Source organism: Acidimicrobiia bacterium (assembly GCA_035471805.1).
GTDB lineage: Bacteria > Actinomycetota > Acidimicrobiia > Spongiisociales > JAHEDJ01 > JAHEDJ01.
Map to the genome: position 1 here is coordinate 46,862 of DATIPS010000008.1, position 25,975 is coordinate 72,836.

Sequence of the window (25,975 nt, forward strand, 5' to 3'; positions counted from 1 at the left end):
CTCCTGGTATCCGGTTGTCTCGGCAATGAACACGATGACCGAAGCCGCGCCTACTTTTCAAGTGCCGTCCGACCCTATTCCGCCGCGTTGGACGTGTTGCCGTTTGGAAGGTCTAGCCGGGCCGGTGCCTGCCGGACCAGCTCCCGATTGCCTCCAGGAATGCTTCGCCGTACGAGTCGAATCGTTTCCGGCCGACACCGTTGACGGCGAGGAGTTCGTCGGCATTCGATGGGAGAGTTCGCGCCATCTCCCGCAGTGTTGCGTCGTTGAACACTATGTAGGCGGGGAAACCCCGCGCGTCGGCCAGCTCCCGCCGCAGTGCGCGCAGCTCCTCGAAGAGCTCCTCATTACCTTCCGAAGCATCGGGAGGTGAGGCTCTGCGGTTGCTTCGTGTTTCGGATGGTTGATCCCGAAGGCGACGTTCGGCCGCCACGGGTGCCGGTTCGTCTCCCAGATCCGTGCAGTTGTCGCACGACCATTCACAGGGATCGACCGTGTCGCCGAAGTAGCGGACGACGGCCGCGTGGCGGCACAGGTCTGATTCTGCGAAGTCGAACATACGGCGGATCCGGTGCCGCTGCGTCTCCGAGCTGTCGCTGCCGGAAACCATCCGATCCAGTCCGACCACGTCTGCCCACGAGTAGAAGAGGACGCAGTCGCTGTCGAGTCCGTCTCGGCCGGCTCGACCAATCTCCTGGTAGTAGGACTCGATCGACTTGGGCATGTCGCGGTGGATCACGAAGCGGACGTTGCTCTTGTCGATGCCCATTCCGAATGCCACGGTGGCGCATACGACGTGGATGTCGTCACGCACGAACGCGTCTTGTACCCGGGTGCGGGTCTCCGCCTCGAGCCCCGCGTGGTAGGCGGCTGCCTTTATGCCGAGCCCCCGCAGATAGGCTGCCGTAGATTCGGCAGATTTCCGCGACAGGGTGTAGACGATCCCACTCTCGCCGCGCCGTTCCGCGCATATCGCGCCGATGTGTTCCCTCGCCCGCACGCGGCGCCCTTCGTGGGTGCCCTTCTTGTATGCCCGTAGCTTGAGGTTTGGCCTGAAGAACGGATTGCGGACCTCGAGCGGAGCCGTGAGGCCGAGCTGTTTCGCGATGTCGGCGCGCACCGGCGCGGTGGCCGTCGCGGTGAGCGCCAGCACCGGTGCGTCGAATCGGGCTTTCAGGTTCTGCAACTTGCGGTAGTCGGGCCGAAAATCGTGACCCCACTGGCTGATGCAGTGGGCTTCGTCGACGGCGATGAGCCGGACGTCGACGCCGTTGAGCACCGATCTCAGTGAGGCTGCCAGCCCTTCGGGAGCCACGTAGACGAGCTCGTATCCACCGCCTTGCAGCGTTGAGATGCGGGCGGCTCGCTCCTCGGGCTCGAGGCTGGAGTTGATGAAGGTGGCGGAGATGCCGGTCTGCCGTGCGGAGTCGACCTGGTCCTTCATCAGTGCAATCAAAGGAGAGATGACGAGGGTAGTTCCGCCGAGCAGCCGGGCGGCCAGCTGGTAGGTCAAGGACTTGCCGGAGCCGGTGGGCATCACTGCGAGGCAGTCGTCGCCTCGCAGCACCGTTTCGACGACCTCTCGCTGTCCGGGTCGGAACGATTCGAACCCGAACGCCCCCCTGAGCGTCCCGACCAGTTCCTCTTCTGTGAACGGGCCACGAACGGGTGGTTTCGGTGGAGTCGTGTGGCCGGCCGGAGCTGGTCGATCTCCGACCGGCTCCGACTCGGCGGCTTCCGGCACCAGGCCGGCCAGCATGTCCCAATAGCCTTCGTCGTGTGTCCCCGGCCCGTTCTCAGCATCGCTCACCAGCGCATCATACGAACCGGCTGTGACAAAGCCGCAAATGAGTTGGTACCGCCGGGAACTCGAGAAGCCCGTAATGGATCATTCGAGGAAAGGCGCTACGCGGCGGGGATCATGCAGGGATCGGGCGGCCGGCCCGCGATCCTGGAGGAGGGTACACAATGCAGAGTCCTCGATCTCCGTGACGGAAGGGTCGCCGACCGGTGGAGTCTCGGAGGAGACACCGGGCAAGTGCCGGACTTCTTAGGCCGACCGGCCGGGTATGTGATGCCGGTTCGGCGTTGATCCCGACCCGGATTACCTACTCCATCACCCGCAGAGTGGACGGTACATCCATTCTGCCCAGCCGGCGCGGCGCGGTGAGCAACGGCGCCAGGCCGACGGCAACGATCCCGACGGCGATTGCGATGCCGACCGATGATGGTGTGAGGAGGATGTCCAGGCCTATCTGGGGCATCGACTGAGAGGCGAGGGAGCGCACGAACCAGACGAGCAGGCCCATGCCTCCCGCGGTGCCGAGGGCGGTGGCGAGGACACCGATCAAGGTGCTCTCGATCATGATCATCCGCACTGCTTTCCACCGTGGCACGCCGAAGGCGAACATCGTGGCGTACTCCCGGCGTCGTTCCTCGACGCCCAGTCCGGCCGAGTTGAAGGCAATGAGCACGGCCAGCAGCAGGACGACTCCTTCGAAGAGTTGAAACACGCCGATGAACGTATCGAGAAGATCACGGATCAGCTTCGCTGATGAATCGGCTCTCTGCACTGAGACCACCGTCGAGGATTCGAAGAGCTCGCGCTGCACGTCACCCACGCCGGCGCCTTCGACCGGCACCACGTCGATCGAGTTGGTCAGGCCCGAGAGGCTCATCCCACCGGCATTCTCGGCTGCCATGTAGACGTAGAAGCGGAACGGATGGTCGTGTATGCCCGTCACCGGGTAGTCGGTCTCCTGCAGCGAGAAGGCCAGCGGACCCTCACGTACGGGATGGCGAAGGCGCACGGTGTCACCCACTGAAATGTCGAGGTCGTCGGCCGCCTTCTCTGCGATCACGACACCCGCCTGAGCGCCCGGCGCGGTCCCTTCGACTATGTTCGGTCGGAACAATCCGCCGTCGAAGTCGACGAACTCGATTATTGCGTCGATGTCCTTCCCGGCGTTGATGAGCACCCCGCCGACGCGCAGGTTGGGGTGGGCGCTGGCGACGGATCCGGCGGCAAGCACCTGCTCGATGGGCGGACTGCTGGTCGGGTAGACCTGGTCCAAATCGACGATGATTCGATTCTCCGCTCCTCCTGTTGCCGCGATCTCGCCCCGGTCGACTGTTGTGAGGAACGAATCGATGGCCCCCAGGATCAACACGAGTACGGCGACCGCCGAACCGATACCGAGGATGGTGAGGACGGTGCGGCGTGGGGCACGCACGAAGTTGCGGAACGGCATCTTGGTGAATGTGTTGCCCGGCATCTGGACCCGCTTGACCGCCCGAGACATCCCTCCGCTACGGGCGGCCAGATGCCCGGTGCGAATCGCGTCAACCGCATTGACCCGGACCGCCCTCCAGGCCGGGATGGCCGAGGCGATGAATGGCACTACGAACCCGGTGACGGCCGCCTGTGCGAACAGGCCGGTCTGGAAGGGAGTCAGCCACTCTGCGAACGGCAGGAATTCTCTCAGCACGTTGCGCATCCCGGCCGCGATCAGCCATCCCATGCCGAGCCCGAACACCACGCCGAGCAGGGCGATCTGGGCGCCGACCAGGAGGGGTCTGAGTACGATGCGGCGGCGAGGGACGCCGAGCGCCATTGCAATCCCGAACTCCCGGCGGGCATGTTCGACCAGGCGGGTGGTCAGGTTGAAAGCAGCAGCCACCGCGCCGGCGAATATGACGAAGGCCAGCATGTTGAAGAACGCCTGGTCGTTGTCTATGTCCTCGTAGACCAGTGTGTAGGTGAGGTCATCTGCGGCGGTCATGATCGTCACGCCGATGTCGGGCAAGCTGTTTGCAAATGAACGCTCGAGCTGGTGGGCCAGGGCGGCGGGTTCAGTACCTTCGCCGACTTGCAACACGAGGTCGTTGACCTGATCGGGCATCCCGGCCAGGTCCTGCGCCGTATCGAGCGAGGTGAACAGGGCTGCGTAGTTGGCCTGCGAGAAGAAGGCCCCTCCTTCCGGCTGGACGATGAAGTACTCGGGAGTGATTCCGTGGCCCACCACGTCGAGGGTTCGGCCGCCGCTGATCTGGACGGTCCCTGTGGGGGGCAGATCGTAGAAGTTGGCGAAGTTGCGTTCGAGCATGGTCGCCGGCCGCCCGGCATCACGGCCGGTCAGCTTGCGGCCTTCGGCGGGATAGACCTGATTGATGTGAGCGACGCCGTCGGTGACATCGAGTCCCACCAGGACTCCTCGCACGAGGATCGTTTCCTCCGGAGTGGAGGCATCGACCTGAGTGGGGACGATCAGCCTTTCCTCCGCTGCTGCGATTGCCCCGGAGTCGGGCAGCCGGTCGAGCAGGGAACCCTCGTCCAGGAAGCTGCCCGTGCTCAGTCGAACCCGCAGGTCGTACATACCGAGGAGCTCATAGTTGTGATCGGCGGAGGCAAGGCGCCAGGCAGCACTCGAAGACAGGCCGGCGTAGGCGCCGGTTCCGAGGGCAATGATCAAGGCGATGGCGCCGACACGCACCCAGTGGCTGCGGAGGTCGCGCCACGACCATCGGAGCCAGAGGCGAAGAGAGTTCATTTCGGCCTCCTACCAATGCAGGTCGGACACGTCGGCGCGGCCTCCGCGCGGCGGTCCGTCGCGTTCGATCCGTCCGCTGCTCAGTTCAACGACCCGGTCGGCGATGCGCGAGATCTCCCGGTTGTGGGTCACAACCACGACCGCCTTGTCGGGGCCGGCCTGGGCTTGCAGCAGCTCGAGAATCTGAACGCCTGTCTTGAAGTCCAGTTCGCCCGTGGGCTCGTCGGCGAGCAGGATCGGGTTGCCGGTGGCCAGGGCGCGGGCGATGGCCACCCGCTGCTGCTCTCCGCCGGACAGTTCGTGCGGGAAGTGTTCGGCCCTGTCGCCGAGGCCCACCTGGTCGAGGACATCCTGGGCACTGGGTCCGCCCCGCCGTCCGGCGGCATCGATGCCGAACTGGACGTTTTCGCGGGCGGTCAGGCCCGGGAAGATGTTGAAGCTCTGAAAGATGAAGCTCACCAGATGCCGCCTGTAGGCAAACAGCTCTTTGCGGCCGGCGGTTGTGACGTCGACTTCTCCCACACGGATCCGGCCCTCCGTGGCGGTGTCGAGAGCTCCGATGAGGTTGATGAGAGTGGTCTTGCCGGAGCCGGAGGGGCCGAGCACGACCACGAACTCGCCCTCGTCGACGTGTAGGTTGACGTCGTCGAGGGCGGTGACGGTGGTCGGTCCGAGTTCGTACTTGCGTGACACGCTCTCCAGCACGATCAGGTCGCGGTGGTCGGGGGCGGTCATGTTCTACTCCTTGGTGTCTTGCCCCTTCTCGCCGTCCCAGCGGCGCAGAACGGTGGCCAGTTCCAGCTCGAGCCATTCGTAGAAGTCGTGCATGTCCTGCAGTCGCCGATGGGCGATGGGCCGGTCCTCGAACGAGGCGAGGGCCCTTTCTGCCATACGATGCATGTCTGCAACGGCTGCGATACGCCGCAGGTAGATCGAGCGGAGGCTGGCGGGGCTGAAGGTGAAGTACTCGCGCCTTTCACCGGGGACGCGCACCCGTTCGATGAGTTGATTCTGGAGGAGGTAGCGCGTTGCGCTGCTTATCGAGGCGGCACTGGTGCCGAGTCGCTCGGTCAGCTCGAGGGAGGACAGGCGGGGCTCCTCGGCGACGATGAGCAAACCCCATACTCTTCCGGCCATGCGGGGGAGGGACCACTGGTCGAACATCTGGCCGCTCTCTTCGGCGAATCGCTGTTCTTCAGGAGTGGCGTTCATGTGTCTCCCTCTATTGATCGACTTGTTTAAGCATATTCCAAAGATACAGTATTTACAAGAGGTTCTGAATCTGCTGAAAAGAGCTACCGCGGCCTTCCGGTTCCCGGCCCGTTCGCGGCCGTAGGGGCGAAACACAGCGGGACAAGAGGCTCGTTCGGAGTCCGGTATGCGAACGGCCGCCGAGTGCAAGCTCGGTGCGCCGGAGCCGTGACGCCCGCTGGAGGCGCGAGTCGGGCGGGGATGGGCGCCCGCCCGTTTCTTGCATCCTGCGGCTGAATGGTGGGAACCTCCGCCACGCCTTCCCGGTGATCCGGGAGGAGCGCCCGAGGCCGTCGGCCTCGCGACGTCTTCCACCCACCTCTGGACACCACCGCTTCGGTGGCGTCTAATGAGAGGTGGAAGGGAGATCTGAATGGCAACGAGGTACGACACGACTCCCGATGAGGAGACCAGAGAGGCGGCCCCCCCGACCTGGCAGCGTTTCGTCAAGCAAATGCTGGCGATATTCGGTGCGATCGCCGTCTTCCTGGGCTTGTTCATCATGTTCGCCGGCGACAACCAGTCCCTGGGAATCTTCGATGCCACGTGGCAGGTCGGAGACATCGCCGACGAATGGGCATACGGCCTGCTCGTCGGCGGTGCCCTCGTCCTGGTCGGTGTCTTCGCCTGGATACTGCAAGGAATCAGCAGCAGGCGTCCGTAGCTCTTCAACGCCGCTGAAGCCCTGCTGGGCCCGGTGCCCGTCCGGCTACTGGATTCCACAATCGAGGGGCGGTTCCTCCGCGTAGGTTTGGCTTGTGGCAGCCTTTCGAGAAGGAGGAGTGCATGGGCCACCTCAGTGGAAGAGTCGGCCTGGTGGTACTGGCGGTGACGCTGGGACTCATGGTGGTGGCATGTGGAACGGTAGGTTCGGGTGACCTGGTCACCGAGAGCCGTTCCGTCGGCTCATTCGACGGTCTCGACGTCAGTGAGGGCATCAACGTGAACCTGCTGGTCGACCCGGGCGCCGTCCCATCTGTGTCGGTGACGTTTGACGACAACCTCCTGAGCAAGCTCGTGACCGAAGTGCGCGGAGGCACCCTGGTGATCGAGTTCGACGGGTCGGTCTCCATACTGGGTAGTGGCCGGTTCGTCGATGTGACCGTCGACTCCCTCGATAGCATCGAGGTCAGCGGGGGCGCCGATCTGAACGGTTTTGGCACCGCCACCGACTATCGCCTGTCGGCTTCGGGCGGAGCCGACGTGGATCTGGCGGGTCTGGACGCGGCAAACGTCGAAGTCGATATCAGCGGCGGAGCGAATGCCCGTGTGTTTGCCTCGGTGTCGGTCGTCGGTGAGGCGTCGGGTGGAGCGGCTCTGACCGTGTCGGGTGATCCCGATCAGTCCGGGATCGACACCAGCGGCGGTGCCAACGTCGATTTCGAGAACTGAGCTCGCGTCGAGCACCCGCAACGGTGGGAGGCCGCATCAACCGGTTGCGCTACTCACAAGCGGTCACTCGGTGTCAACCTGGTTGATCCGTCTCCGCTGGCGCCACATGACGAACCCGACAGCCGCCATCAACAAGGTCGGGATGGCGATGACAAGAGGAAGAACCCCCCCGGGGTTGAGGCGGGTGAACGGATCAACGGTGAGGTGGATGCCGGGACTGGCGACGGGGTGACTGGTTGCATCGGTGCCGTCTGGCTCGGGGACCACGACCATGTAGACCATGTAGTCGCCCTCCAGGATCGCATTCACTCTCCAGGAGAGGCGGACGGATTCGCCGGCTGCCATCGGCGTCACGTACTGGGTCCTCTCGGGTGACCAGTCTTCCGGGTCGACGACATCTCCCTCGGAATCGAGGTTGATGATGTTCATGGCCACGATCAGCGGCGGAGATTCGGTGTCGGAGTCGTTGGTAACGGATGTATCGAACAAGACCGGATCACCGGTCTTGACGGTAGCGACGTCCATATCGATTGAGATCCCGATCAAGGCATCTTGGGTCTCCTGGGCGGTCGCCGGGGCAGCCTGTGCGACGGTGAGCAGCATCACGGCGAGCAGGGCTGCAGCGACGGATCCTCCCCGTGAGGGCCGTTTGCCCGATCCGCCTGCTTCCAGGCCCAGGCGCGGCGGGGAGTAGAAGAGCAGCGTTCCAATCGCCAGCACGGCAAGCGCTGCGGGTGCGATTAGAAACGCAGTCAGCTCGCCCACCGTCCGGCTGTTGACGATGATCTTCTCCAGGAAGTGGTACGTGGCTTCCATCGGACTCACCTTCTTCAAGAGTTGGCCGGCTGATCCGGCTTGCGCCGATCCCGGTAGCTGTGTCGGAACAAGGATCAACAAGTAGATGCCGAGGCTCACGAACATGCTCGTCCGGTTGGTGTTGGATCGGGAACTGACGAGCATCCCGATAGCGGCAAGGGCCGGTACGAGCAGGCTGCCCAGGATCGACCCCCAGAGCGCGCCCAACCCGAAGGCCTCGTCACCCTGTGATAGAAGCGCCCAGTATGGAAGGCTGAGCACCAGCGCGGCGGGCCAGGGCGAAACGGCGGCCAGGAACTTGCCCACGACGATTTGGCGGCGGCTGACGGGAGTGAGGAGGAGTCCCTCGAGCGTGGACCTCTCACGCTCGCCGCTGAGGCTGTCGGCACCGATGATCAGGCAAATGAAACCGGCCGCGGCGAGCGATAACCGCAGCATCTCAAAGACCATCTCTTTCGGAGGAATCAGGCTGAGCTCGCTATTGGTGGCGAGCACGAATGCCACACCACCCAACAACACTGAGAACACGAGAACCAGGTTGAGGGCCTTGCCTCCCATCCAAAGGTCGGTCATTTCCCTGGAGAACACCAGCCACCAGGCGGGCCTGGCCTTGCGGGATGACCCTTGTGGTGCCGCTTTGATGGCGGGTGCGTTGCTCATCCGCCCACCCCTTCGGTCAACTGCAGGAAGACGTCACCAAGACGTCCGCCCTGGGTTTCGAAGCTCATCACGGGGACGGACCCGGCCAGTAGTTCGGATAGGGCGTTGTTGCCGTTGCGGAGATCCGCTCCGGGATCCTGTGTCTCCTCCAGGTCGACCCTCAGCCAGCCCGGTCGATCGCTTTGGACCTCGACTGCCTTGACGAAAGCAAGACCATCCAACCTCTTCACGGCGGCAGCCGTCGATTCGGGAGGTACCTGAATTCTCACCCCTGCTCCCCGCTTGGCGTTACCCCTCGCCTGCGCGATGACGTCGGATACCGATCCCTTGGCGACTACCTGGCCCAAACTCAGGATCACGACGTCGTCGCAGACTGTCTCAACTTCCGACAGGGCATGACTGCACAGAATCACGCCAACGTCGCGCTCGCGGGCTATCCGGTTGACTAATGCGAGGAGGTCTTGCTGGCCGCGCGGGTCGAGGCCCAGGGTGGGTTCATCGAGAAACACGACCGCAGGGTCGTTGACAAGGCTCCGGGCGATTCCCAGTCGCTGGCGCATCCCGCGGCTGTAGCTGCCAATCAATGACTTTGCCCGCTTGCGCAATCCGACATCTTCGAGCAGTCGAAGAGCGCTTGTCTTTGCCTCGTCGGTCGGCAGCCCGTAGAGGCCGCCGTAGAACACGAGGTACTCGAGAGCGGTGACATGCTTCGGAAGGCCAAGGCTCTCCGGAAGGACGCCGATCCTTCGGCGCACGAGTTTGGGTTGCTCGGAGCCTATGCCATCAATGCTGAAGTTGCCTTTGTCGGGCTCGAGGATCGTGGTGAGTATGCGAATAGCGGTCGTCTTGCCTGCGCCGTTCGGTCCGAGAAATCCGAGCACTCTGCCAGGCTCGAGTGCGAACGACAGGCCACGCAATGCCGGTCTCTTCCCGTAAGACTTGCGAAGATCGTCGGCAATCAGCACCGGCGCCCGAGGAGTCGAACCGTCCAAACTCAATCCCCTAGATGTAGTTCCGTTCGCTGGTGGCGGTTCCCGTCCCGATAGGCGTTCGGTGGTCTGCTATGTACAAGGAGCTAACGCGAATCTAGTACGCGTTCCGACGGCGAAAGGCCCAAATCGCGTGCATCGTGACCGCCTCGAACAGAGGTTGAGTTGGATGGCGGACGGCCGTTTCTACAGCCGGCCGGCCCCGCGATTCGATCCTCCGCTGTCACGGCAGCGCTGTGCCGTGCGTGCCCAGCTCGTGCCAACGGTTGCCGACTGCCAGGTCGATGATGGTCCAGGCCATAGCGAGGGCTCCGTCGCGCATCATCCGGGTCCCGCTCGGGGTGAGGGTGTAGGCGGCGAACTCGGGCTGATGGTTGACGATGTTGCCCGAGTACAGGCCAAGCGTGGGTTGGATGGCCGGTACCACGTGGGACACGTTGCCCATGTCGGTGGACCCGCCGGCCTCGGACAGGGCTTCTGCGCGTCGCGGCATCTTCCGGCCCAGTTCGGCGCAGTTGGCTACGAAGAGATCGACGAGCAGCGGGTTGCTTTTGAGATTATCGAACGCATGGCCCGGTTCCTCGATTTCGAACGTGCAACCGGTAGCGATCGCCGCCCCTTCGAAACAGGCCATGACCTTCTCATAGAGGGCTGCCAGGCGTCCGGATGTTGTCGCCCGCAGATACCACGACGAGCGGGTTCGTGCCGGGATGATGTTGGGGGCCTCGCCGCCGTGGGTGATGATTCCGTGGACGAGATCGGTGGGTGGGAGGGCCTGGCGCAGCGTGGAGATATTGACGTACGCCTGCACGAAGGCGTCGAGTGCATTGATCCCGAGGTGCGGCGCCATCGCCGCGTGGGATTCCTTGCCCAGGAAGGTGACCTCGATGTGCCGAATGGCCAGTTCCGCCGGGTCGGCCAGATCCTCCGGGGTGGGATGCACCATGAGTGCGGCCGCAACATCGGTAAAGGCACCGGCATGGATCAGGTCGACTTTTCCTCCATGGGTTTCTTCGGCAGGGGTGCCGAGAATGGTGAGCCGGATTCCCAACTCGTCGACGAGCGGGCGCAGGGCAACGGCGGTGCCCAGAGCGGCGGTGGCGATCAGATTGTGACCGCAGGCGTGTCCGACGGATGGCAGCGCGTCGTACTCGGCGCAAACGATGACTTCCGGGCCGCCGGTACCGGCGCGAGCGGCGAAGGCCGTCTCGATTCCGTAGGCGGGATGCTCGACCTCGAAGCCGTGCTCGGAGAGGAAAGCGGTGAGCGCGGCCGACGTTTCGAACTCCGCCATCGACAGTTCGGGATGCTCATACATCCAGCGGCTGATGTCCTCCAGCTTCCCGGCCGCAGATTCGAAATGGCCGGCTGCACGCCGCTTGGGATCCATTGTGTCTCCCGTCATGATCGCTCCGGCTCCGCCCACGGTCTTTCCCTCTCCATGAACGCTCGAAAACCTTCCTCATCTCCGGCGGCGAGGCCGATACGCCGGACTCCCTCCTGGATCAGGTCGAGGCGGGCGGCCACTGAGATCCGGAGGTAGTGCTGGCCGGCGGCGCCTATCGAACCGAAAGAGTTCCGATCGACGGTTGCCACTCCGTATCGGTAGAGCAAGAAGAGTTGCACTAGTCCGGCGGGACTGGTTCGCGCCCGCTCGGCGGGCGTAAGGGCCTCCCACGCCTCGATCGCCCCCAGTCGTTCGCAGACTCCGCCGATGTTCGGAAACACGTAGAAAGCTCCCTTGGGCATCGCGCAATGGATCCCGTCGATGGCGTTCAGGGCCGGGACCACCCAGTTCCGCCGTTCCTCGAATGCCTGGACCATTTCCGCCACGGTGGAACCCGAGGCCGGGTCTTCATATGCGGCGCGTCCCGCCTCCTGAATGAACGGAGGCACGCAGGAGATCGTGTTGATGTTGAGCCTGGTGAACACCTCGGACTCTTCAACCGTCGGGAGGACGGCCCAACCCAACCGCCATCCCGTCATCGCGAACCCCTTGGAGTGGCCGCTCACCAGCACCGTGCGCTCGGCCATACCCGGACGGCTGATGACGGAATGATGGACCAGGCCGTCGAAGACGATGTGCTCGTATACCTCGTCGCTGAATACACGGACATCGGGACTGCACCGCGCGCGGATCAACTCGGCGATCTCGTCCAGGTCGCTTCCGTCGAGAACGCCCCCCGTCGGGTTGGAAGGGGAGTTGAGGATGATCAGCTTCGTTCGGTCGGTGAGTATTTCGGCCAGGTCGGCTGCCGTGAAAGCGAAGGATCGGTCCTCGCGGAGGTGAAGCGGGCGGGGGGTCGCTCCGGTATAGACGGCGAGAGACTCGTAGATGGGGAATCCGGGGCTCGGATAGACCACTTCGTCGCCGGGGTCGACGTATGCGGCCATCGCGTATCCGATCGGGGGTTTGGCACCGGGCATCACGACGACCCGGCCCGGATCAACCTCGACGTCGCGCGTAACGGCCACATGTCGGGCGACCGCTTGCCGCAGTGAGAGGATCCCTTGCGGATCCGTGTAGTGGCTGTTCCCGGCCCCGATCTGTTCGATGGCTACCCGGTTGATGTGCTCCGCCGAGTCGAAGTCGGGTTCGCCCAGGTTGAAGCGGATGACGTCTACACCTGCCCGCTCCGCGCGCTCGATATGGGCGCCAACGGTGAAGGCGTTCTCCGTGCCGAGGTCGTCGATCCGACGGGCGAACAAACTCATGAAGAATCTCTCAGTAGAAGGCCCCAGAAGCATATAGGGAATCTCTGTCCCCCCGGCACCGCAGCGTGGACGGTTGGCCCCCCGATGAGAGTGCGGGTCCGGTCGTTCGGTCGGGTGGATCGCCGTCGCCTCGGCGTCCCGGGGATTCGTGCGATCTCCCGATGCCGCCCACACTCTTGCTTCTCGGCGGGCGAGTTACTCGAGAACCGGGACGGCGCGGCGGCCCATCCCGGTCACTTGTCTTCCCAATAGGCCTCCGCCTCGCGTTCCATGACGGCGAGGCGCGTGTAGTAGTCGGGGAACTCGTTGAGGTGCGCCAGGGCGATTCTGGCCGTCGTCAGCGGGTCGTCGTCGGATACGTTCGTGGCCGGATCTCTCGTGCCGTGCTCGAGTTCCACGTCGAGGCCTCGTCGAAGCTGTTCGACGTCGAAACGTGCCTGACCCCAGTCGATTCCGATCAGGCGACCGAGTTCTTCGGCTTGTTCGGAAGTGAATGATGACACTGGTGCCACCTCCTCTTCACATCGCGTCAAACCGCCTTGCGGTCCGCTAGAGGAGTTGGGCCCGTAGGCCGCCGCTTTCGTCCCGCTGCCGGCAGGGAAGAGGCGCGGCCTGGGAGATCGCTCCGGTGAGCACCGAATGGGATACGCTTCTCGAATGAAGTCTGTGGATCCTTATCAGCGTTCTGCTGGGTTCTACGACCGCCTCATAGAACCGGTCCAGGCTGGAGTTCGGAGGGTCGGTGTCGATTTCGTCTCGCCCGTACCCGGTTGGCAGGTGCTCGATGTGGGCTGCGGGACCGGGACGGGTATGGCGGCCTTTGTGGATGCGGGCTGTGCGGTCACCGGTGTCGATGTGTCTGCGGCGATGCTTCGAGAGGCCTCGAAGCGACTCGGGGATGGTGCGGAACTACTCCACGTCGACGGCAAGGGTCTTCCATTCACCGATGGTCGTTTTGATCTCGTGACGACCTCGATGGTGCTGCATGAGGTGCCGGCAGAGGCGAGGGGCGCATTCGTCGCTGAGATGGCTCGCGTAGCCAGGCCGGATGGGCGATTGTTGTTCACCGATTTCCACATCGGGTCGCTTCGGGGGTGGAAGGGCCCGGCCTTGCGCATGCTGTCTGTGGTGATGGAGCGGTTGGCCGGGCACTACGCGCATTTCCGGACCTTCCGGACCTCCGGCGGCGTCCCCGGCATCATCGACGGAGCCGGCCTGGAACTCGAGAGGGAGAAGATCGTGGCCGGCGGCAATATCGGGATATTCCTGGTCGCCCCCGATTGAGCGGTGACGCGCCCGTGGAGGCCGTCTTTCGTCGCGGGCCTCCGGCGAAGCTGATGGCTTCCCCTCAGAGTCGAATCGGGTATTCAGTGGGACTCCTCGCGCTTGCGACCGAGGCTGATTACGGCGTTCGGGGCAGGGTGGCGCCTGCTCGGGTAATCCCCTGAAGGGCGAGGCGAATGTCAGGGATCTTCAGGGGAGATACCCGATGGACCCGGCGAGCGGAATGCGGGATGGTGAGGACGTACAGACGAAAACACTACAAGGAGAAACTCCATGACCTCCGATACCTATCCCGCTGCATACGAGGTGTCTTCCGAATCGCGCAAGCTGGCGATGCTGGGCCACCTGTCGGCGTTCATCACATTCGTGGGCATTCCGTCACTGGTCGGCCCGCTGGTGGTGTGGCTTCTGAATCGTGACGATCCGTTCGTTGAACAGCAGGCCAAGGACGCGCTGAACTTCAACATATCGTTTTTGATCTACGGCATCGCTGCCGCGATCTCGATCATTCTCCTGATTGGTCTGCTTGCTCTTCCGGCAGTCCTGGTCACCTGGTTTGTGCTGGTGATCGTGGCGTCGGTGAAGGCAGCCAACGGCGAGAACTACCGATACCCGTTCACGATCGAGTTCGTCTCCTGAGCCACGCAGTCCTCCCACGACAGAGGGGTCCCGGATTTGGGGCCCCTCTGTCGTTTGCTCGATATCCGCGAGACGGACGGGCATAGGAGCGGGTGCTCGCCTGGGGTCTCGACGGCCGGCCCGGTCGTTCGGCGGGAAGAGGTCGAAATGGAGATCACAAAAGACACGAAGGTCTCCGAGATACTGCAGGAATATGGGGACATCGCCGAAGTGATGGAAGTATTCGGCGTCAAGCGAGTCGCGGGATACAACATTCGCAAGTTCATCACCAAAGCCCTCACAGTCGAGTGGGCCGCAAGAGTTCATCGTGTGCCGCTCGATGATTTTCTCGTGACGTTGCGAACGGCGGTAGCGGAGACGCCGCCTGACTGAGACACCGAAGTCGGCGACCCCGGCCGCCGAATCTCCTCCCGGCTCCCCGAGAGAGCCGACCGCTTCCCGCCTAATCCGCCGTGTGCCCACCCTGTCGAGCCCGGCGCGAGTACCGTTTGCCGTACACAGGCGTTTGAGGAGGGGAAATGACAAGGGCGTTCGTACTCATCCAAACCGACATCAAGAAACTCCCGCTGATCATCGCGGAGTTGAGGAAGATCCACGGTGTCACGGATGCCCACGTTCTGGCCGGGCCCTACGACGCAGTCGCGCATGTTGAAACGGACGGGTTCGAGTCCCTCGGTAAACTGGTCACCGGCAAGATTCAGGCGGTCGACGGGGTGACCCGGACTCTGACCTGTCCGGTTCATTTGTAGAAGAGCGCGCTCTTCCCGGGTCGGCCATCCTGCGCGTACGACGATCAATCGCAGATACGAGTGCGAGAACGTGTGAGTAGCGTCCCACTACCCAACGAGAGAGGGAACCATGTACGTTATCCGGCGCGTCTATCAGGTGAAGCCCCGCTCGGCTCGCGAGGCGGCCACCATCGCGGCACGCATCGGTGAGCTATATCACGAGGCCGGCCGCCGGTCGGAAGTCACGGTGTACTTCAACGGCACCACGTTGCCCGGCGAGACCGATGTCGTCTACATGGAGTGGACCGACGATGTGATCCGCTCACCCTACGGTCGCAATGAGCCCTCGATTCCCGAGGCTGCCGAGCTGGGTGCCCGGCTGCGAGACCTGACCGTGGACTCGTGGATCGAGTTCTACGAGATGCTGACCCCGGACAAGGCGATGGATCTGGAGCCGGTGCCCGGCAGGTCTTGAACCGAGGCCCCTGCGTACGCAGCCGGTGGCATCTGCGGCTCATCCGCCTAGTGTCGGCTCATGGTCTCTCCCGATCCCGCCGCGACGGTCGTTGGAGTCCTCGCCGCCTATAACTTCGTCCAGAACGTGGTCATCCCCGAACGGGCCTATGTGCCGGCCAACCTGGCGATGACTGCCGGCCTGGTGGCGTTCGCCCATCGGTCGGGAACGTCCCTCGAGTCTCTCGGACTGGGTCGGGCCGGGCTGCGGGAGGGCCTGAGACTCGGCGGCGCGGTCGGGGTTGGTGCCGGTGTCGCCGCCCTCGGCGCGTCCTCGACTCGCCGCTTCGACCGTTGGCTGCTGGACAGGCGAGCACGCGGCCACGGGAGCGCCGAAGCGGCTTACAGGGTCATCGCCCGTTTTCCTCTGGGAACGGCGCTCTTCGAGGAGGTAGCGTTTCGTGGAGTGCTCGACGCATTGTGGAGACGGAGATCGGGGACGAGTGCCGCCCGGTTCGTCTCCGCCGTCGCGTTTGGGACCTGGCACATCCTCCCAACCTACCGGCAGTACGCAGAGATGGGTGCGGCCGCCGGCTCCACACCTTCGGTCGGGCAGCGGAGCGTCGCTGCGTGCATCGGTGCGGTGGTCACCGGCCTGGCCGGAATCGGCTTCACCGTCCTTCGTGAGCGGTCTGGCACCGTTGCGGCACCGTGGCTGGCTCACGCGTCGATCAACACGCTCTCCTATCTGGTCGCCCGTCACAAGTGGGCACTCGACTCTGCGAGCCCGCGGGATATGAGAGCCTCGAACAGCGGCGATCAGAGGCTGCAGCCTGCCGCATGTCGAACGAGGCGGACCAGATTCACAGGAGACGACCGGTACTCACCGGGGGGCTGACGGTCGACCCTGCTTCCATCAGCAGAGGGCTAGCTCTCCGCGTGCTCGAAGACTTCCCGTTCTTCTGCGAAGTGACAGGCGCTCAGGTGGCCGGTGCCCCGATCGATCAATGCCGGTTCCTCCTGCGCGCAGATGTCCTGTGCCTTCCAGCAGCGCGTGCGGAACCGGCATCCGGACGGCGGGTCGGCCGGGCTCGGCACGTCACCCTCCAGGAGAATCCTTCCTTCACCCGTGTGGCGCAGAGCCGGATCGGGAATCGGCACTGCCGAGAGAAGAGCCTGGGTATACGGATGGGTGGGATGCTCGTAGATCTCCGCCTCGGAACCGAACTCCACGATCTTCCCGAGATACATGACGGCAACACGGTCGGAGATGTGGCGAACCACGGATAGATCGTGCGCAATGAAGATGTAGGAGAGACCGAGTTCGTCCTGGATATCCTCGAGGAGATTGACCACCTGGGCCTGCACCGAGACGTCCAGCGCGGATACCGGTTCGTCGCAGATGATGATCTCGGGGTTGAGAGCCAGAGCACGCGCCACGCCGATCCTTTGCCGCTGCCCGCCGGAGAACTGATGTGGGAACCGGTTTATGTGATCCGGGTTCAGGCCGACCAGTTCGAGCAGTTCGGCAACCCGACTTCTCCGCTGCTTCTTGGGGACAACTCCGCTGTGGATCGCCCACGGTTCGCCGACGATGTCACCCACAGTCATGCGGGGATTGAGAGACGCGTACGGGTCCTGGAAGATGATCTGAATGTTGCGACGCATCTCGCGAAGCTCCCTGCGGCGCAACTCGAAGATGTCGCGCTCCTTGAAGATCGCCCGTCCGCCGGTCGGCTGTTCCAGGCGCAACAGTGTTCGGGCGACGGTTGACTTCCCGCATCCCGACTCACCGACCAGGCCGAGGGTCTCCCCTTTGCGCAACTCGAAGTCAAGACCATCGACCGCCTTGATCGTCCCAACCTGGCGCCTCAGCACGATCCCCTGGGTGATCGGGAAATGCTTGACCAGGTTCTCCACCCGCAAGATCACCGAGTTGTCAGCGGCCACGGAGAACCTCCTCGGCGAAATGGCATGCGGTGCTGCGCCCCGGTGTTATCTGGGTGAGTGCCGGATCGTCCGTTCGGCACAATGGCCGAATGAAGGGACAGCGGGGATGGAAGGAACAGCCCGGAGGTACATGGAGCAGATCGGGGGGTGATCCGACGATGGCCTGGAGCCGCTCGCCCAGCTTCATGTCGGGCCGCGCCAGAGAACCCATCAGACCCAGCGTGTAGGGGTGGGAGGGTTCGTGGTAGACCGGACCGATGTCTCCCGTCTCCACGATCTTGCCTGCGTACATGACGGCCACCCGATCGGCCACCTCTGCCACCACGGCCAGGTCATGCGTGATCAGGATCAGGCCCATCCCCGTCTCCTGCTGCAACTCGGCCAGTAGTTCCATGATCTGCGCCTGGACGGTCACGTCGAGCGCGGTCGTCGGTTCGTCCGCGATCAGGATGTCCGGGTCGAGCGCCAGCGACATTGCAATCATCACGCGCTGCCGCATTCCTCCGGAGAACTCGTGCGGGTAACTGTTGACGCGCCGGCGTGCATCCGGAATCCGCACGCGCTCCATCAACTCGATCGCCTTCTCTTTGGCTTCGGACCTGGAAGTGCCGCGGTGTTTGCGAAACATCTCACCGATCTGCCAGCCGACACTGAATACCGGATTGAGGGCTGTGAGGGCATCTTGAAAGACCATGGCGATCTTGTCACCGCGCACCTTGCGACGTTCGGCCTCCGGAAGAGAGAAGAGATCGACGCCGCGAAAACGAGCTTGGCCGTTGGTGATGAAGCCCGGTGGCGAATCGATGATGCCCATTATCGCCTGGGCGCTCACCGTCTTTCCCGAACCCGACTCCCCCACGATGGCGAGGGTTTCGCCCCTGTCGAGTGTGTAGCTGACTCCATCTACGGCTTTGACCACTCCGGCCCGCAACCGGAATTCGACCTTGACGTCGTCGACTTCCAGCAACCGGGCTGTTGAATCGAACAGGTCGTCCGCGATGACTCGGTTGGAGGCCATACTCATCTCAACTTCGGATCGAGAGCATCCCGCAGGGCGTCGCCCATGAGGATGAAGCTGAACACCGTCATGCTGAGAAACACTCCCGGAAACAGCAGCAGGTGAGGGTATTGAAGGATCCGGGTCTGGGAGCCCGAGATCATCAATCCCCAGGAGACTGCCGGCAGTTGGAGCCCGACTCCGAGGAATGAGAGTGCCGCCTCAGCCGAGATGATGACACCGACGGTGATGGTGGCGTACACGATGACCGGAGCAATCGCGTTTGGAAGAATGTGCCGGACGATGATCCGGAAGTCGCTGGCGCCGAGTGCCCTGGCCGCGTCGATGTAGTCCTGTTCTCTGGCCGAGAGGACGGCCGACCGCAAGAGCCGCAACATGGTCGGCCAGCCCAGCAAGACGAGTACCAGGCTGACCTGCCAAAGCCCACGTTCCTGGAGAAGGCTCAAGACGACGATTCCTCCCAGAATGGTCGGGATCGCAAACCAGATGTCGGTTATGCGGGCGATGATCGTGTCGAGGATCCCTCCGTAGTATCCGGCCAGCGAACCCAGGACCAGGGCAATGAGTACTGCGAAGACGGTCACGATCAGTCCGATCGAGATCGACACCCTCGCCCCGTACACGGTCCTGGCCACATAGTCGCAACCCTGCACATCGAATCCGAACCAATGTTCTGCGCTTGGAGTTTCCAGAGAGTTGCGAAGGTTGCAGGCCAAGGGATCGGCGCCGGTAAACAATGAAGGGGCGATCGCCATGACGATGAACACGATGATCAGCAACGCCGAGACTATGAATATCGGACTCGTGCGCAACTCTTTCCAGGCATCGCTCCACAGACTGGCGGGTTTGCCGGCCGACTCGACCTCGAGTTCCGTGACCGCAGGGTCGGTTGAGTCGAACCTCTGATCGTCAGTCATAGCGAATCCGTGGGTCGAGAACTGCGTACATAACGTCGACGAGAAGATTGGAGACCATGTAGATCAGCACGAGAAACGTCACGATTCCGACCACCACGGTCCCTTCCTGCCGGCCGACGGCATCGAACACCGCTCGACCGAGTCCCGGCAAATTGAAAACTGTTTCCGTGATGATCGCACCTCCCATCAGTGCACCCAGGTCGACGCCGAGATAGGTGATCACCGGAATGAGCGAGTTGCGCAATGCATGGACTCCGACCACCCGGCGTCGTCGCAGCCCTTTCGCCGTGGCCGTCCGCACATAGTCGGCACGCAAGTTCTCGACGAGACTCGTACGGGTGAGCCGGGCGATGTAGGCCAGCGAGACGGAGCCGAGCACGATCGCCGGCAGGAAGTAGCTCCAGTTGCCTTCTCGAATGCCCGCAACAGGGAAGATGTGCCACTCCACACCCAGCCAGATCTGCGCGATGAAGGCGAGGACGAAGATCGGTATCGAGATCACGGCAGTGGTAGAGACAAGGACGAGATTGTCCATGAATCCCCCCTTCCTGATCCCGGCCAGGATCCCCGCCAGGATCCCGAGAATCAACTCGAAGATGAACGCATAGAGAGCAAGACGAAAAGTGACGGGAATTCGCTCGCTCATGATTTCGGTGACCTCACGACCGCGGAAATCGGTACCGAAGTCTCCCTGGACGATTCCACCCACGTACAACCCGTACTGCGTGAGGAATGGTTCGTCGAGGTTGTAGCGATCCCGCAAAGCGGTCAGGGTCGATTGGGACATCTGGCGGTCTCCGGCCAGCGCCCTGATCGGGTCACCCGGAATCAGAAAGACCAGCGCGAAGATCAGGAACGTCGCGCCGAGAAAGACTGGTATGAAAAGCAACACACGGCGAACCAAGTATCGGCCCATACTGTCTCTCTTCTCGAATGCGCGGTGTCACCCTAGTGTGCCGGACGGGGCGATGATGGAACAGTAGAGGGGCGATCTAGACCGCCCCTCTACTTTCTTGTTCCTGTCTGGTTCGGTTACGGGACTACGCGAATCTCCGTGTAGTTGATGTCACCCTGCGCATCCACCCACAGGCCTTCAACACCGCCCGAGTGGGCGAAGTGGTTCTGCCTGAAGTAGATCGGGGCAACGGGGACGTCGTTGCAGAGGATGTCCTCGGCCCGCTGATAGTCAGGGATCGCTGCGTCGAGGCCGTCCACTGCGGCAGCGTTGCCCGCGGCCAAAGCAGCGTCGAACTCGGCGCTGTCGTAGATAGCGTTGTTCGATCCGACGGGTGCTGCGTTGTACGAAGCAAACAGTGGCTCCAGGAAGTTCTGCGGAGACGGATAGTCCATTCCCCAACCAAGGCGGAATGGGCCGGTTATCTCGCGCGCGTCGATGAACGGCAAGTACTCCGCGAACGGAAGCTGCTCGAACACGAACTCTTCGATCCCGAAGGTCTCGCGCCACATGTTCGAAACGGCTTCGACCCAGAGATCGTGCCCCGAGCCGCTGTTGAACCACATCGTCATCGGGCCCGTCCAGCCACCGGCTGCGTCGTACAACTCCTTGGCGGCAACCGGGTCGTATTCCCAGTAGTCACAGACGTACTCGCGATAGCCGGGCAAGCTCGGCGGGATTACCGACTTCGCCGGGAAGAAGGCTCCGTTCAAGACGGTCTCCATGATCAGATCACGATCGATTGCCATGGAGAATGCCCTGCGCAGATCCGGGGTCAGCTCCTCGATATACGACGGGAAGCCCAGATACGTGAACGAAGTTTGCGACGAGGTCTGGTAGGCGTCGCCGAAATCGGCGGCTGCATTCGGGACCTGCTCGGACGGGATGTTGTCCATCACGTCCAGGTTGCCGGCCAGAAGGTCGTTGTAGGCCGTCGCCTCATCCGCGTAGATCTGGAAGATGATCCCGGCGGCATGCGGGAAGTCGTCTCCCGCGTAGTCCGGGTAGTAGGTCGTGGCGATCTGGACGTTGTGCTCCCACACCCCGTCCATCATGAACGGCCCATTACCGATCGGGGATTCATCGAAGGCAGCGACCCGCTCCTCCGGAGTGAGGTCACCCTCGAAGAATGCGGCCGGAAGCGGGAAGTAGGCCCCGTATCCGAGCCGGACCGGGAACTGTGGATCGGCTGCCGCCAACTCGACTGTGAAGGTCAGGTCGTCGACAACCGCCAGACCGGATAGTGTCTCGGCAGTCGGGTCGCCCTCGGCGGGGTTCACTTCGTCGTAGCCGGCAATGATGCTGTAGAAGCTGTTGTTCTGCTGGCCGTTGGGTCCGTACGCCGCGAAGTTCCAGGCGTCTACGAACGAGTTGGCCGTGACCGGACTTCCATCATGGAACGTCCAACCATCCTTGAGGGTGATCGTCCAGTTGACGCCACCGTCGTCTGAGACAACGGACTCGGCCACCTGGTTGCGCGGCTCCGATGTGCGTACGTCGTAAGCAACCAGACCGCTGAACAGCGCCCGCAGCACTGCAACGCCCTCCGATTCGTTGGACGTGGTTGGCGTCAGGTGCTCAGGCTCGATGATGAAAGTCGAGAACACTCCCTCCGGGGCAGCCATGGGCTCCGTGGAGTCGGTGGCCGTCGTCGCGGTGGTGCCTCCATCGTCCGAGCCGGTGTCGGCCGTCGTGTCTCCTGTTGCTGCTGTTGTCTCGGTCACCGCGGCGTCGTCGCCGCATGCGGCGAGTATCAGCATCAACACCGTGATGACCGCGATAAACCGCAGCCAGGGTCCTTTGGATGATCTCATATGGATTCCTCCTTGTTGCTCTCGTGCCGCGAGCGCGGCCAGGAAAGTAAAGATGCAGTGCTCTCCTGTTGAGAACGTATTCCATTGTATAGACAGAATCGGTGGAATAGCGTGCGATGCCGAAAACTGTGTCGCCGGCTCTGCGGTCTTGAACATCCCATAGGGCTGAATCGTCGAACATCAACCCATCTCCGGCAGTCGTCGCCATCCCGATGGTTAGCCTGACGGCATGGACTCTGTCGAGCGGAGCGTGCGGACGCACATCTACCAGCATTTCCGCGACCACGGCGGTGCGCCGTCCGCGGAGCAGACGGCCGAAACCCTCGGCCTCGCAACTCCAGAGGTGGCGGAAGGTCTCCGACGGCTGGCAGATTCGCATACCATCACCCTCCTCCCGGGTGAGCCGGCCGTCTGGATGGCTCACCCGTTCTCAGGTGTCCGGACCGACCATGTGGTGACGATCGGCGATCGAACCTGGTTCGCCAACTGTGCTTGGGACGGACTGGCAATCCTCGCGTTGCTGGGTGATGGATCCTACGCGACCCAATCTCCGATCGATGGCGGGGACGTCGAGTGGATCGTCGAGGGCGGGAACGTGTCTCCGGGTGGAGTGGTTCACTTGCTCGTACCTGCACGAGAGTTCTGGGATGACATAGTCCACACCTGAGCGAACATACTGGCGTTCCGGTCGGAACGAGAACTCGGTGAGTGGCTGACTCGAACGGGCCACGCGCGCGGAGCGGTGGTCGACGTTCAGACTATGTATGAGATGGCGAAGGTCTGGTACCGCGGGAGATTCGACCCGGACTGGAGGCGGTCCGGCCCGGCCGAGGCGCAGACGGTCCTGAGTCGGTTCGGACTGACCGGCCCGTTTTGGGCTTTGAGCTGAGCGGTTGCGGAGTAACTGCCCGCCGGCACGGGGACGTTTGCGATAGGTCTCTCCGACCCGCTGCGCGGCTCTCGGCTACAGTCGCAGCGCCGGTCCGATGTGTGTCGGTGAGCAAACGAGGAGGGGACTGTAATGGGTTCTAATCGGACTCTCTGGATACTGCAGATCGTATTCGGTTTGTACTTCGTGGCTATCGGGGTGATGCACTTCATCGTGCCGGATGGCTTACCCGAGTTGATGGGTTGGATGTACGAACTGTCCGACGGCTTGCATGTCGCGAGCGGGATAGCTGAGATTCTCGGTGGACTCGGCCTCATAATCCCCGGCCTCACGAAGATCATGCCCGGCCTGACGGTTCTGGCGGCGTTCGGCCTCGTGGCGGTGATGTTTGGCGCTGCGCTCTGGCATATCAGCCGGGGCGAGGGCGGGAATGTCGCCAACAACGTCGTGCTGGCGGTGATCGCCGGCTACCTGGGATACGCCCGCTGGAAGGTGACGCCGCTGGCAGTTTCAACCAGGAGCTGACTGCGGAAGGCCTCCGCAGGGTCAGGCCACGACCGGCTCAGTCCCGGCTCGACGTTCCTGCAAGGCCGCAGTCTGCCAGTGCTGCGGATTCTTCGACTCCGCCGTAGATAACTCGCTCGAACGCTGCAACGGCCGCTATCTCCGAGTCGAGCAGTTTTCCCATTTGGGCAGGCATGCCCCCGTTGACCGGCTTCCCGGTGGCGCCGTAGGTATCCCCGACCTCGGACTTCCATCCTTCTGAACCGAGACGGATCCAGGCAATCTGGTCCCGGCAGGAAGGCCATGTGACGGCCACACCGTCCAGGGCCGGTCCAACTCCGCCGTCGCCGGTAGAACCGTGGCACACCGAGCACAGGTCGGCGTAGATCCTCTTTCCCTCGGCCAGAGGAGATCCGTCGCTCGATTCTCCGCAGCCCGATATTGCGACGGCTGCGACGACAATCCACATCAGCACGCGCATACGGTCGGTGCTCCTTTGGCGAATACGGACACGATATCAGCAGGACCGGGCGCCGGGCCAAAAAAGGCTGCGGTTTTCAGGCCGCGTCGGCGACCGTAGCCCTAAAGTCAAAGCAACAACGGGGGAGGACCTATGACCGATTCGTCGCGTTCACAGTTATGGGCCGATACCAGGCCCGCTTTCATCTCGGCGTTGCTCTTGTTCGTCTTCACGATCGTGATAGGGATCTTGAACGGTCTCGATATCTACGATCCGGACCACGACACGCTGCTGACCCACGTTCACGCCGGCACACTGGGCTGGATCAGCCTCGCCGCGGCCGCTACCGGTCTGCTTATGTTCACTCAGGGCCGCAACCTGACGGAATCCGAGCAGGCACGCGGCAAACTGCTCGCACGGCTCATGACCGCAGGAATCATCCTGTACGTGGTCGCTTTTCTGATCGGTGACCGCATGCCGGGCGACCGTATCCAACGACCGATAGCGGGCACCCTGCTCTTCCTTGTGGTCATCTGGTATGTCGTCTGGCTCTTCTCCGCAAACCGGTCCTACAACCGGAGCAGTGTCGCCCGTCTCGGAATGATGCTTGCCTGGATCTCGATGCTCGTAGGTGCTGTGCTCGGTGTGCTACTGGGCATCTTCACTTCTCAGAACGAGATTCCCGGACTCTCCGATGATACGGCGGCACGGCTCGCCGAGGCTCATCCCCCGGCAATGGTGATCGGGTTCCTGTTTCTTGCGGCTTTCTCGGTCATCGAGTGGCTGCTGCATGAAGAGAAGAGTTGGGCCGAATCCAAGGCGGGAGCCACGATGATGTGGTTCGCCTTCATCGGCGGTGTCACCGTCAATATCGCTTTCATCTTCGACGTCGAGGATCTCCTCGGCCCCGCGAACCTGCTCGCAATCGCCGGCGTTGGCATCCTCATCTGGCGCGCCCGGAGCCTCCTGATGCCGTCGGGATGGAAGGGAGCCGGTACGGGTGCGTACCCCCGTACGGGCATTCTCTTCCTCATCGCTTATCTCGTGCTGCTGACCGTCATCGTTCAGAGGTTCGTCTCGGGAGCGATGGATGTCAGCGCGCTCGAGGACTGGGAGTTCGGCCTCATCTTGACTTTCGATCACGTGATGTTCATCGGCGTTATGACGTTCCTTCTCTTCGGTGTCATCTCGAACCAGGTTGGCGGCGGCTCTGAACTGAACACCGTCGATTGGGTTCTCCTCGGCGGAGTGTCGGTGGGCATTGCCGGATTTGCCGTCGGGCTCTTGACGGTCACCGCCGAGATCAAGCAGGTGTTCACACCCATGATGGGAATCGCCCTCTTGATCGGGATCGGCTACTACGTGATGCAGCTGGCCGGATCGCGTGGACAGTCAGCCGGAGCCGTGGATACTGCGGCGGAGGAGACAGCACCGAACGCCTGAGGCGGCCGCCACTTCGTGGTCCGGCGAGAAGGGGGCGTGAGCGACTGCTGGTTCGTTGTTCGAGGACCGCGCCGTTCTGCGGCGCGGTCCTTCGACCGCCTGTCGGCAACGCCGCAGATGAGGTGCGTCACCTAACGAGCAGATTCTGAGTTCTGGACAGAGGCCTCAAGATACGCCTTCCAGCGCGACCATCTTGGAGTTGGGAGCCAGCCTCTGCCTGGTCGGTGCCCACTCCTGGTATTCGTCACTGTGATACCAGGCAAGAAGGTGGTCCATTGATGGGAACTCGATGATGACCATCCGCTCGGGTTCCCAATCGCCCTCGAGCACTCTCATCTCGCCTCCGCGGGCCTTGTAGACCCCTCCATGTGATGCCGCCGTCCGGACGGCCGCTTCCAGGTATCCACTCGACCGGTAGGCCTCCACGTCATGAGGCAAGACATCTGCCATCAAGTATGCCGCCATGCTCAATCTCCCCGTCATCGATTCCGATTGGCCGACCATATATATGGGCCCCGGCGGAGGTCAACCGCCGGGTCGACCGTGGG

Annotated in this window: 27 protein-coding genes; 11 read left to right on the forward strand and 16 right to left on the reverse strand. The window is 62.9% G+C overall.

Annotation, left to right across the window (positions count from 1 at the left end; translation table 11 throughout):
* Positions 1–112: 112 nt before the first annotated feature.
* From VLT15_01700 to VLT15_01715, 4 genes are all read right to left on the reverse strand, one after another.
* On the reverse strand, positions 113–1,810 hold the full coding sequence (locus tag VLT15_01700; protein ID HSR43929.1) for an ATP-dependent DNA helicase RecQ: 1,698 nt from the start codon (positions 1,808–1,810) through the stop codon (positions 113–115).
* A gap of 298 nt (positions 1,811–2,108) precedes the next feature.
* Complete coding sequence (locus tag VLT15_01705) at positions 2,109–4,550, reverse strand: FtsX-like permease family protein (protein ID HSR43930.1); 2,442 nt, start codon at positions 4,548–4,550, stop codon at positions 2,109–2,111.
* A gap of 9 nt (positions 4,551–4,559) precedes the next feature.
* Positions 4,560–5,285: an ABC transporter ATP-binding protein gene (locus VLT15_01710; protein HSR43931.1), complete on the reverse strand. Its 726-nt coding sequence runs from the start codon at positions 5,283–5,285 to the stop codon at positions 4,560–4,562.
* 3 nt (positions 5,286–5,288) lie between these two features.
* Complete coding sequence (locus tag VLT15_01715) at positions 5,289–5,762, reverse strand: MarR family transcriptional regulator (GenBank protein ID HSR43932.1); 474 nt, start codon at positions 5,760–5,762, stop codon at positions 5,289–5,291.
* A 412-nt stretch (positions 5,763–6,174) separates the two neighbouring features.
* Between VLT15_01715 and VLT15_01720 the strand changes: the two genes are divergently transcribed.
* Both VLT15_01720 and VLT15_01725 read left to right on the forward strand, forming a co-directional pair.
* Positions 6,175–6,465 carry a hypothetical protein gene (locus tag VLT15_01720; protein ID HSR43933.1) on the forward strand — a complete coding sequence of 97 codons (291 nt, stop codon included), beginning with the start codon at positions 6,175–6,177 and terminating at the stop codon, positions 6,463–6,465.
* 122 nt (positions 6,466–6,587) lie between these two features.
* Positions 6,588–7,193, forward strand: a complete 606-nt coding sequence (locus tag VLT15_01725) for a DUF2807 domain-containing protein (GenBank protein HSR43934.1) — start codon at positions 6,588–6,590, stop codon at positions 7,191–7,193.
* 63 nt (positions 7,194–7,256) lie between these two features.
* Here the strand turns inward: VLT15_01725 and VLT15_01730 are convergent, their stop codons facing one another.
* From VLT15_01730 to VLT15_01750, 5 genes are all read right to left on the reverse strand, one after another.
* Positions 7,257–8,669, reverse strand: a complete 1,413-nt coding sequence (locus VLT15_01730; protein HSR43935.1) for an ABC transporter permease subunit — start codon at positions 8,667–8,669, stop codon at positions 7,257–7,259.
* The gene (locus VLT15_01735) at positions 8,666–9,634 is read right to left on the reverse strand and encodes an ABC transporter ATP-binding protein (GenBank protein ID HSR43936.1); all 969 of its coding nucleotides are present in this window, start codon (positions 9,632–9,634) and stop codon (positions 8,666–8,668) included. Before VLT15_01735 ends, VLT15_01730 begins: the two co-directional genes overlap by 4 nt.
* 247 nt (positions 9,635–9,881) lie before the next feature.
* Complete coding sequence (locus VLT15_01740) at positions 9,882–11,084, reverse strand: M20 family metallopeptidase (protein ID HSR43937.1); 1,203 nt, start codon at positions 11,082–11,084, stop codon at positions 9,882–9,884.
* Positions 11,060–12,373, reverse strand: coding sequence for an aminotransferase class I/II-fold pyridoxal phosphate-dependent enzyme (locus tag VLT15_01745; GenBank protein ID HSR43938.1), 1,314 nt, complete (start codon positions 12,371–12,373; stop codon positions 11,060–11,062). Before VLT15_01745 ends, VLT15_01740 begins: the two co-directional genes overlap by 25 nt.
* Before the next feature lie 233 nt (positions 12,374–12,606).
* Positions 12,607–12,876, reverse strand: a complete 270-nt coding sequence (locus tag VLT15_01750; GenBank protein ID HSR43939.1) for a DUF5661 family protein — start codon at positions 12,874–12,876, stop codon at positions 12,607–12,609.
* A 154-nt stretch (positions 12,877–13,030) separates the two neighbouring features.
* Here VLT15_01750 and VLT15_01755 point away from each other — a divergent pair, with 154 nt between their 5' ends.
* The 6 genes from VLT15_01755 (at position 13,031) to VLT15_01780 (ending at position 16,375) form a co-directional block, all read left to right on the forward strand.
* Positions 13,031–13,657 (forward strand): class I SAM-dependent methyltransferase, encoded by a 627-nt coding sequence (locus VLT15_01755; GenBank protein HSR43940.1) that lies wholly within the window; start codon positions 13,031–13,033, stop codon positions 13,655–13,657.
* A 273-nt stretch (positions 13,658–13,930) separates the two neighbouring features.
* A complete protein-coding gene (locus tag VLT15_01760) occupies positions 13,931–14,296 on the forward strand; it encodes a DUF4870 domain-containing protein (GenBank protein ID HSR43941.1) in 366 nt (121 codons plus the stop codon).
* Between the two features lie 147 nt (positions 14,297–14,443).
* Entirely contained in the window at positions 14,444–14,668 is a 225-nt protein-coding gene (locus VLT15_01765; protein ID HSR43942.1) for a DUF1858 domain-containing protein, read from the forward strand.
* A gap of 146 nt (positions 14,669–14,814) precedes the next feature.
* Complete coding sequence (locus VLT15_01770; protein HSR43943.1) at positions 14,815–15,045, forward strand: Lrp/AsnC ligand binding domain-containing protein; 231 nt, start codon at positions 14,815–14,817, stop codon at positions 15,043–15,045.
* A gap of 109 nt (positions 15,046–15,154) precedes the next feature.
* The gene (locus VLT15_01775; GenBank protein ID HSR43944.1) at positions 15,155–15,499 is read left to right on the forward strand and encodes a hypothetical protein; all 345 of its coding nucleotides are present in this window, start codon (positions 15,155–15,157) and stop codon (positions 15,497–15,499) included.
* Positions 15,500–15,559: 60 nt separating this feature from the next.
* Positions 15,560–16,375 (forward strand): CPBP family intramembrane glutamic endopeptidase, encoded by an 816-nt coding sequence (locus VLT15_01780; protein HSR43945.1) that lies wholly within the window; start codon positions 15,560–15,562, stop codon positions 16,373–16,375.
* 29 nt (positions 16,376–16,404) lie between these two features.
* On the opposite strand, the gene VLT15_01785 is transcribed toward VLT15_01780, so the two are convergent.
* The 5 genes from VLT15_01785 to VLT15_01805 all read right to left on the reverse strand — a co-directional run bounded on the left by VLT15_01785 (position 16,405) and on the right by VLT15_01805 (position 22,131).
* Positions 16,405–17,427: a dipeptide ABC transporter ATP-binding protein gene (locus tag VLT15_01785; GenBank protein HSR43946.1), complete on the reverse strand. Its 1,023-nt coding sequence runs from the start codon at positions 17,425–17,427 to the stop codon at positions 16,405–16,407.
* Positions 17,417–18,445 carry an ABC transporter ATP-binding protein gene (locus VLT15_01790; GenBank protein HSR43947.1) on the reverse strand — a complete coding sequence of 343 codons (1,029 nt, stop codon included), beginning with the start codon at positions 18,443–18,445 and terminating at the stop codon, positions 17,417–17,419. The genes VLT15_01785 and VLT15_01790 overlap by 11 nt, the downstream gene beginning before the upstream one ends.
* 2 nt (positions 18,446–18,447) lie before the next feature.
* The gene (locus VLT15_01795) at positions 18,448–19,362 is read right to left on the reverse strand and encodes an ABC transporter permease (protein ID HSR43948.1); all 915 of its coding nucleotides are present in this window, start codon (positions 19,360–19,362) and stop codon (positions 18,448–18,450) included.
* On the reverse strand, positions 19,355–20,278 hold the full coding sequence (locus tag VLT15_01800; protein HSR43949.1) for an ABC transporter permease: 924 nt from the start codon (positions 20,276–20,278) through the stop codon (positions 19,355–19,357). The genes VLT15_01795 and VLT15_01800 overlap by 8 nt, the downstream gene beginning before the upstream one ends.
* Positions 20,279–20,394: 116 nt before the next feature.
* Positions 20,395–22,131: an ABC transporter substrate-binding protein gene (locus tag VLT15_01805; protein ID HSR43950.1), complete on the reverse strand. Its 1,737-nt coding sequence runs from the start codon at positions 22,129–22,131 to the stop codon at positions 20,395–20,397.
* Positions 22,132–22,360: 229 nt separating this feature from the next.
* Here VLT15_01805 and merB point away from each other — a divergent pair, with 229 nt between their 5' ends.
* Entirely contained in the window at positions 22,361–22,798 is a 438-nt protein-coding gene (merB, locus tag VLT15_01810; GenBank protein ID HSR43951.1) for an organomercurial lyase, read from the forward strand.
* A 354-nt stretch (positions 22,799–23,152) separates the two neighbouring features.
* Positions 23,153–23,545, forward strand: a complete 393-nt coding sequence (locus VLT15_01815) for a DoxX family protein (protein HSR43952.1) — start codon at positions 23,153–23,155, stop codon at positions 23,543–23,545.
* A gap of 37 nt (positions 23,546–23,582) precedes the next feature.
* Here VLT15_01815 and VLT15_01820 read toward each other — a convergent pair whose 3' ends face one another.
* Positions 23,583–23,993, reverse strand: coding sequence for a cytochrome c (locus tag VLT15_01820; protein ID HSR43953.1), 411 nt, complete (start codon positions 23,991–23,993; stop codon positions 23,583–23,585).
* A gap of 144 nt (positions 23,994–24,137) precedes the next feature.
* On the opposite strand from VLT15_01820, the gene VLT15_01825 reads away from it, so the two are divergent.
* On the forward strand, positions 24,138–25,427 hold the full coding sequence (locus VLT15_01825) for a hypothetical protein (GenBank protein HSR43954.1): 1,290 nt from the start codon (positions 24,138–24,140) through the stop codon (positions 25,425–25,427).
* A gap of 165 nt (positions 25,428–25,592) precedes the next feature.
* Here the strand turns inward: VLT15_01825 and VLT15_01830 are convergent, their stop codons facing one another.
* Entirely contained in the window at positions 25,593–25,892 is a 300-nt protein-coding gene (locus VLT15_01830) for a DUF1330 domain-containing protein (GenBank protein HSR43955.1), read from the reverse strand.
* Positions 25,893–25,975 lie beyond the last annotated feature (83 nt).

What these genes read in the sequence shown, in the direction of transcription:
- VLT15_01705 (HSR43930.1), bottom strand. Translation starts at nt 4,550, where the DNA reads ATGAACTCTCTTCGCCTCTGGCTCCGATGGTCGTGGCGCGACCTCCGC.
- VLT15_01710 (HSR43931.1), bottom strand. Translation starts at nt 5,285, where the DNA reads ATGACCGCCCCCGACCACCGCGACCTGATCGTGCTGGAGAGCGTGTCA.
- VLT15_01715 (HSR43932.1), bottom strand. Translation starts at nt 5,762, where the DNA reads ATGAACGCCACTCCTGAAGAACAGCGATTCGCCGAAGAGAGCGGCCAG.
- VLT15_01720 (HSR43933.1), top strand. Translation starts at nt 6,175, where the DNA reads ATGGCAACGAGGTACGACACGACTCCCGATGAGGAGACCAGAGAGGCG.
- VLT15_01725 (HSR43934.1), top strand. Translation starts at nt 6,588, where the DNA reads ATGGGCCACCTCAGTGGAAGAGTCGGCCTGGTGGTACTGGCGGTGACG.
- VLT15_01730 (HSR43935.1), bottom strand. Translation starts at nt 8,669, where the DNA reads ATGAGCAACGCACCCGCCATCAAAGCGGCACCACAAGGGTCATCCCGC.
- VLT15_01745 (HSR43938.1), bottom strand. Translation starts at nt 12,373, where the DNA reads ATGAGTTTGTTCGCCCGTCGGATCGACGACCTCGGCACGGAGAACGCC.
- VLT15_01755 (HSR43940.1), top strand. Translation starts at nt 13,031, where the DNA reads ATGAAGTCTGTGGATCCTTATCAGCGTTCTGCTGGGTTCTACGACCGC.
- VLT15_01760 (HSR43941.1), top strand. Translation starts at nt 13,931, where the DNA reads ATGACCTCCGATACCTATCCCGCTGCATACGAGGTGTCTTCCGAATCG.
- VLT15_01765 (HSR43942.1), top strand. Translation starts at nt 14,444, where the DNA reads ATGGAGATCACAAAAGACACGAAGGTCTCCGAGATACTGCAGGAATAT.
- VLT15_01770 (HSR43943.1), top strand. Translation starts at nt 14,815, where the DNA reads ATGACAAGGGCGTTCGTACTCATCCAAACCGACATCAAGAAACTCCCG.
- VLT15_01775 (HSR43944.1), top strand. Translation starts at nt 15,155, where the DNA reads ATGTACGTTATCCGGCGCGTCTATCAGGTGAAGCCCCGCTCGGCTCGC.
- VLT15_01780 (HSR43945.1), top strand. Translation starts at nt 15,560, where the DNA reads ATGGTCTCTCCCGATCCCGCCGCGACGGTCGTTGGAGTCCTCGCCGCC.
- VLT15_01790 (HSR43947.1), bottom strand. Translation starts at nt 18,445, where the DNA reads ATGGCCTCCAACCGAGTCATCGCGGACGACCTGTTCGATTCAACAGCC.
- VLT15_01795 (HSR43948.1), bottom strand. Translation starts at nt 19,362, where the DNA reads ATGACTGACGATCAGAGGTTCGACTCAACCGACCCTGCGGTCACGGAA.
- VLT15_01800 (HSR43949.1), bottom strand. Translation starts at nt 20,278, where the DNA reads ATGGGCCGATACTTGGTTCGCCGTGTGTTGCTTTTCATACCAGTCTTT.
- VLT15_01805 (HSR43950.1), bottom strand. Translation starts at nt 22,131, where the DNA reads ATGAGATCATCCAAAGGACCCTGGCTGCGGTTTATCGCGGTCATCACG.
- merB (HSR43951.1), top strand. Translation starts at nt 22,361, where the DNA reads ATGGACTCTGTCGAGCGGAGCGTGCGGACGCACATCTACCAGCATTTC.
- VLT15_01815 (HSR43952.1), top strand. Translation starts at nt 23,153, where the DNA reads ATGGGTTCTAATCGGACTCTCTGGATACTGCAGATCGTATTCGGTTTG.
- VLT15_01820 (HSR43953.1), bottom strand. Translation starts at nt 23,993, where the DNA reads ATGTGGATTGTCGTCGCAGCCGTCGCAATATCGGGCTGCGGAGAATCG.
- VLT15_01825 (HSR43954.1), top strand. Translation starts at nt 24,138, where the DNA reads ATGACCGATTCGTCGCGTTCACAGTTATGGGCCGATACCAGGCCCGCT.
- VLT15_01830 (HSR43955.1), bottom strand. Translation starts at nt 25,892, where the DNA reads ATGGCGGCATACTTGATGGCAGATGTCTTGCCTCATGACGTGGAGGCC.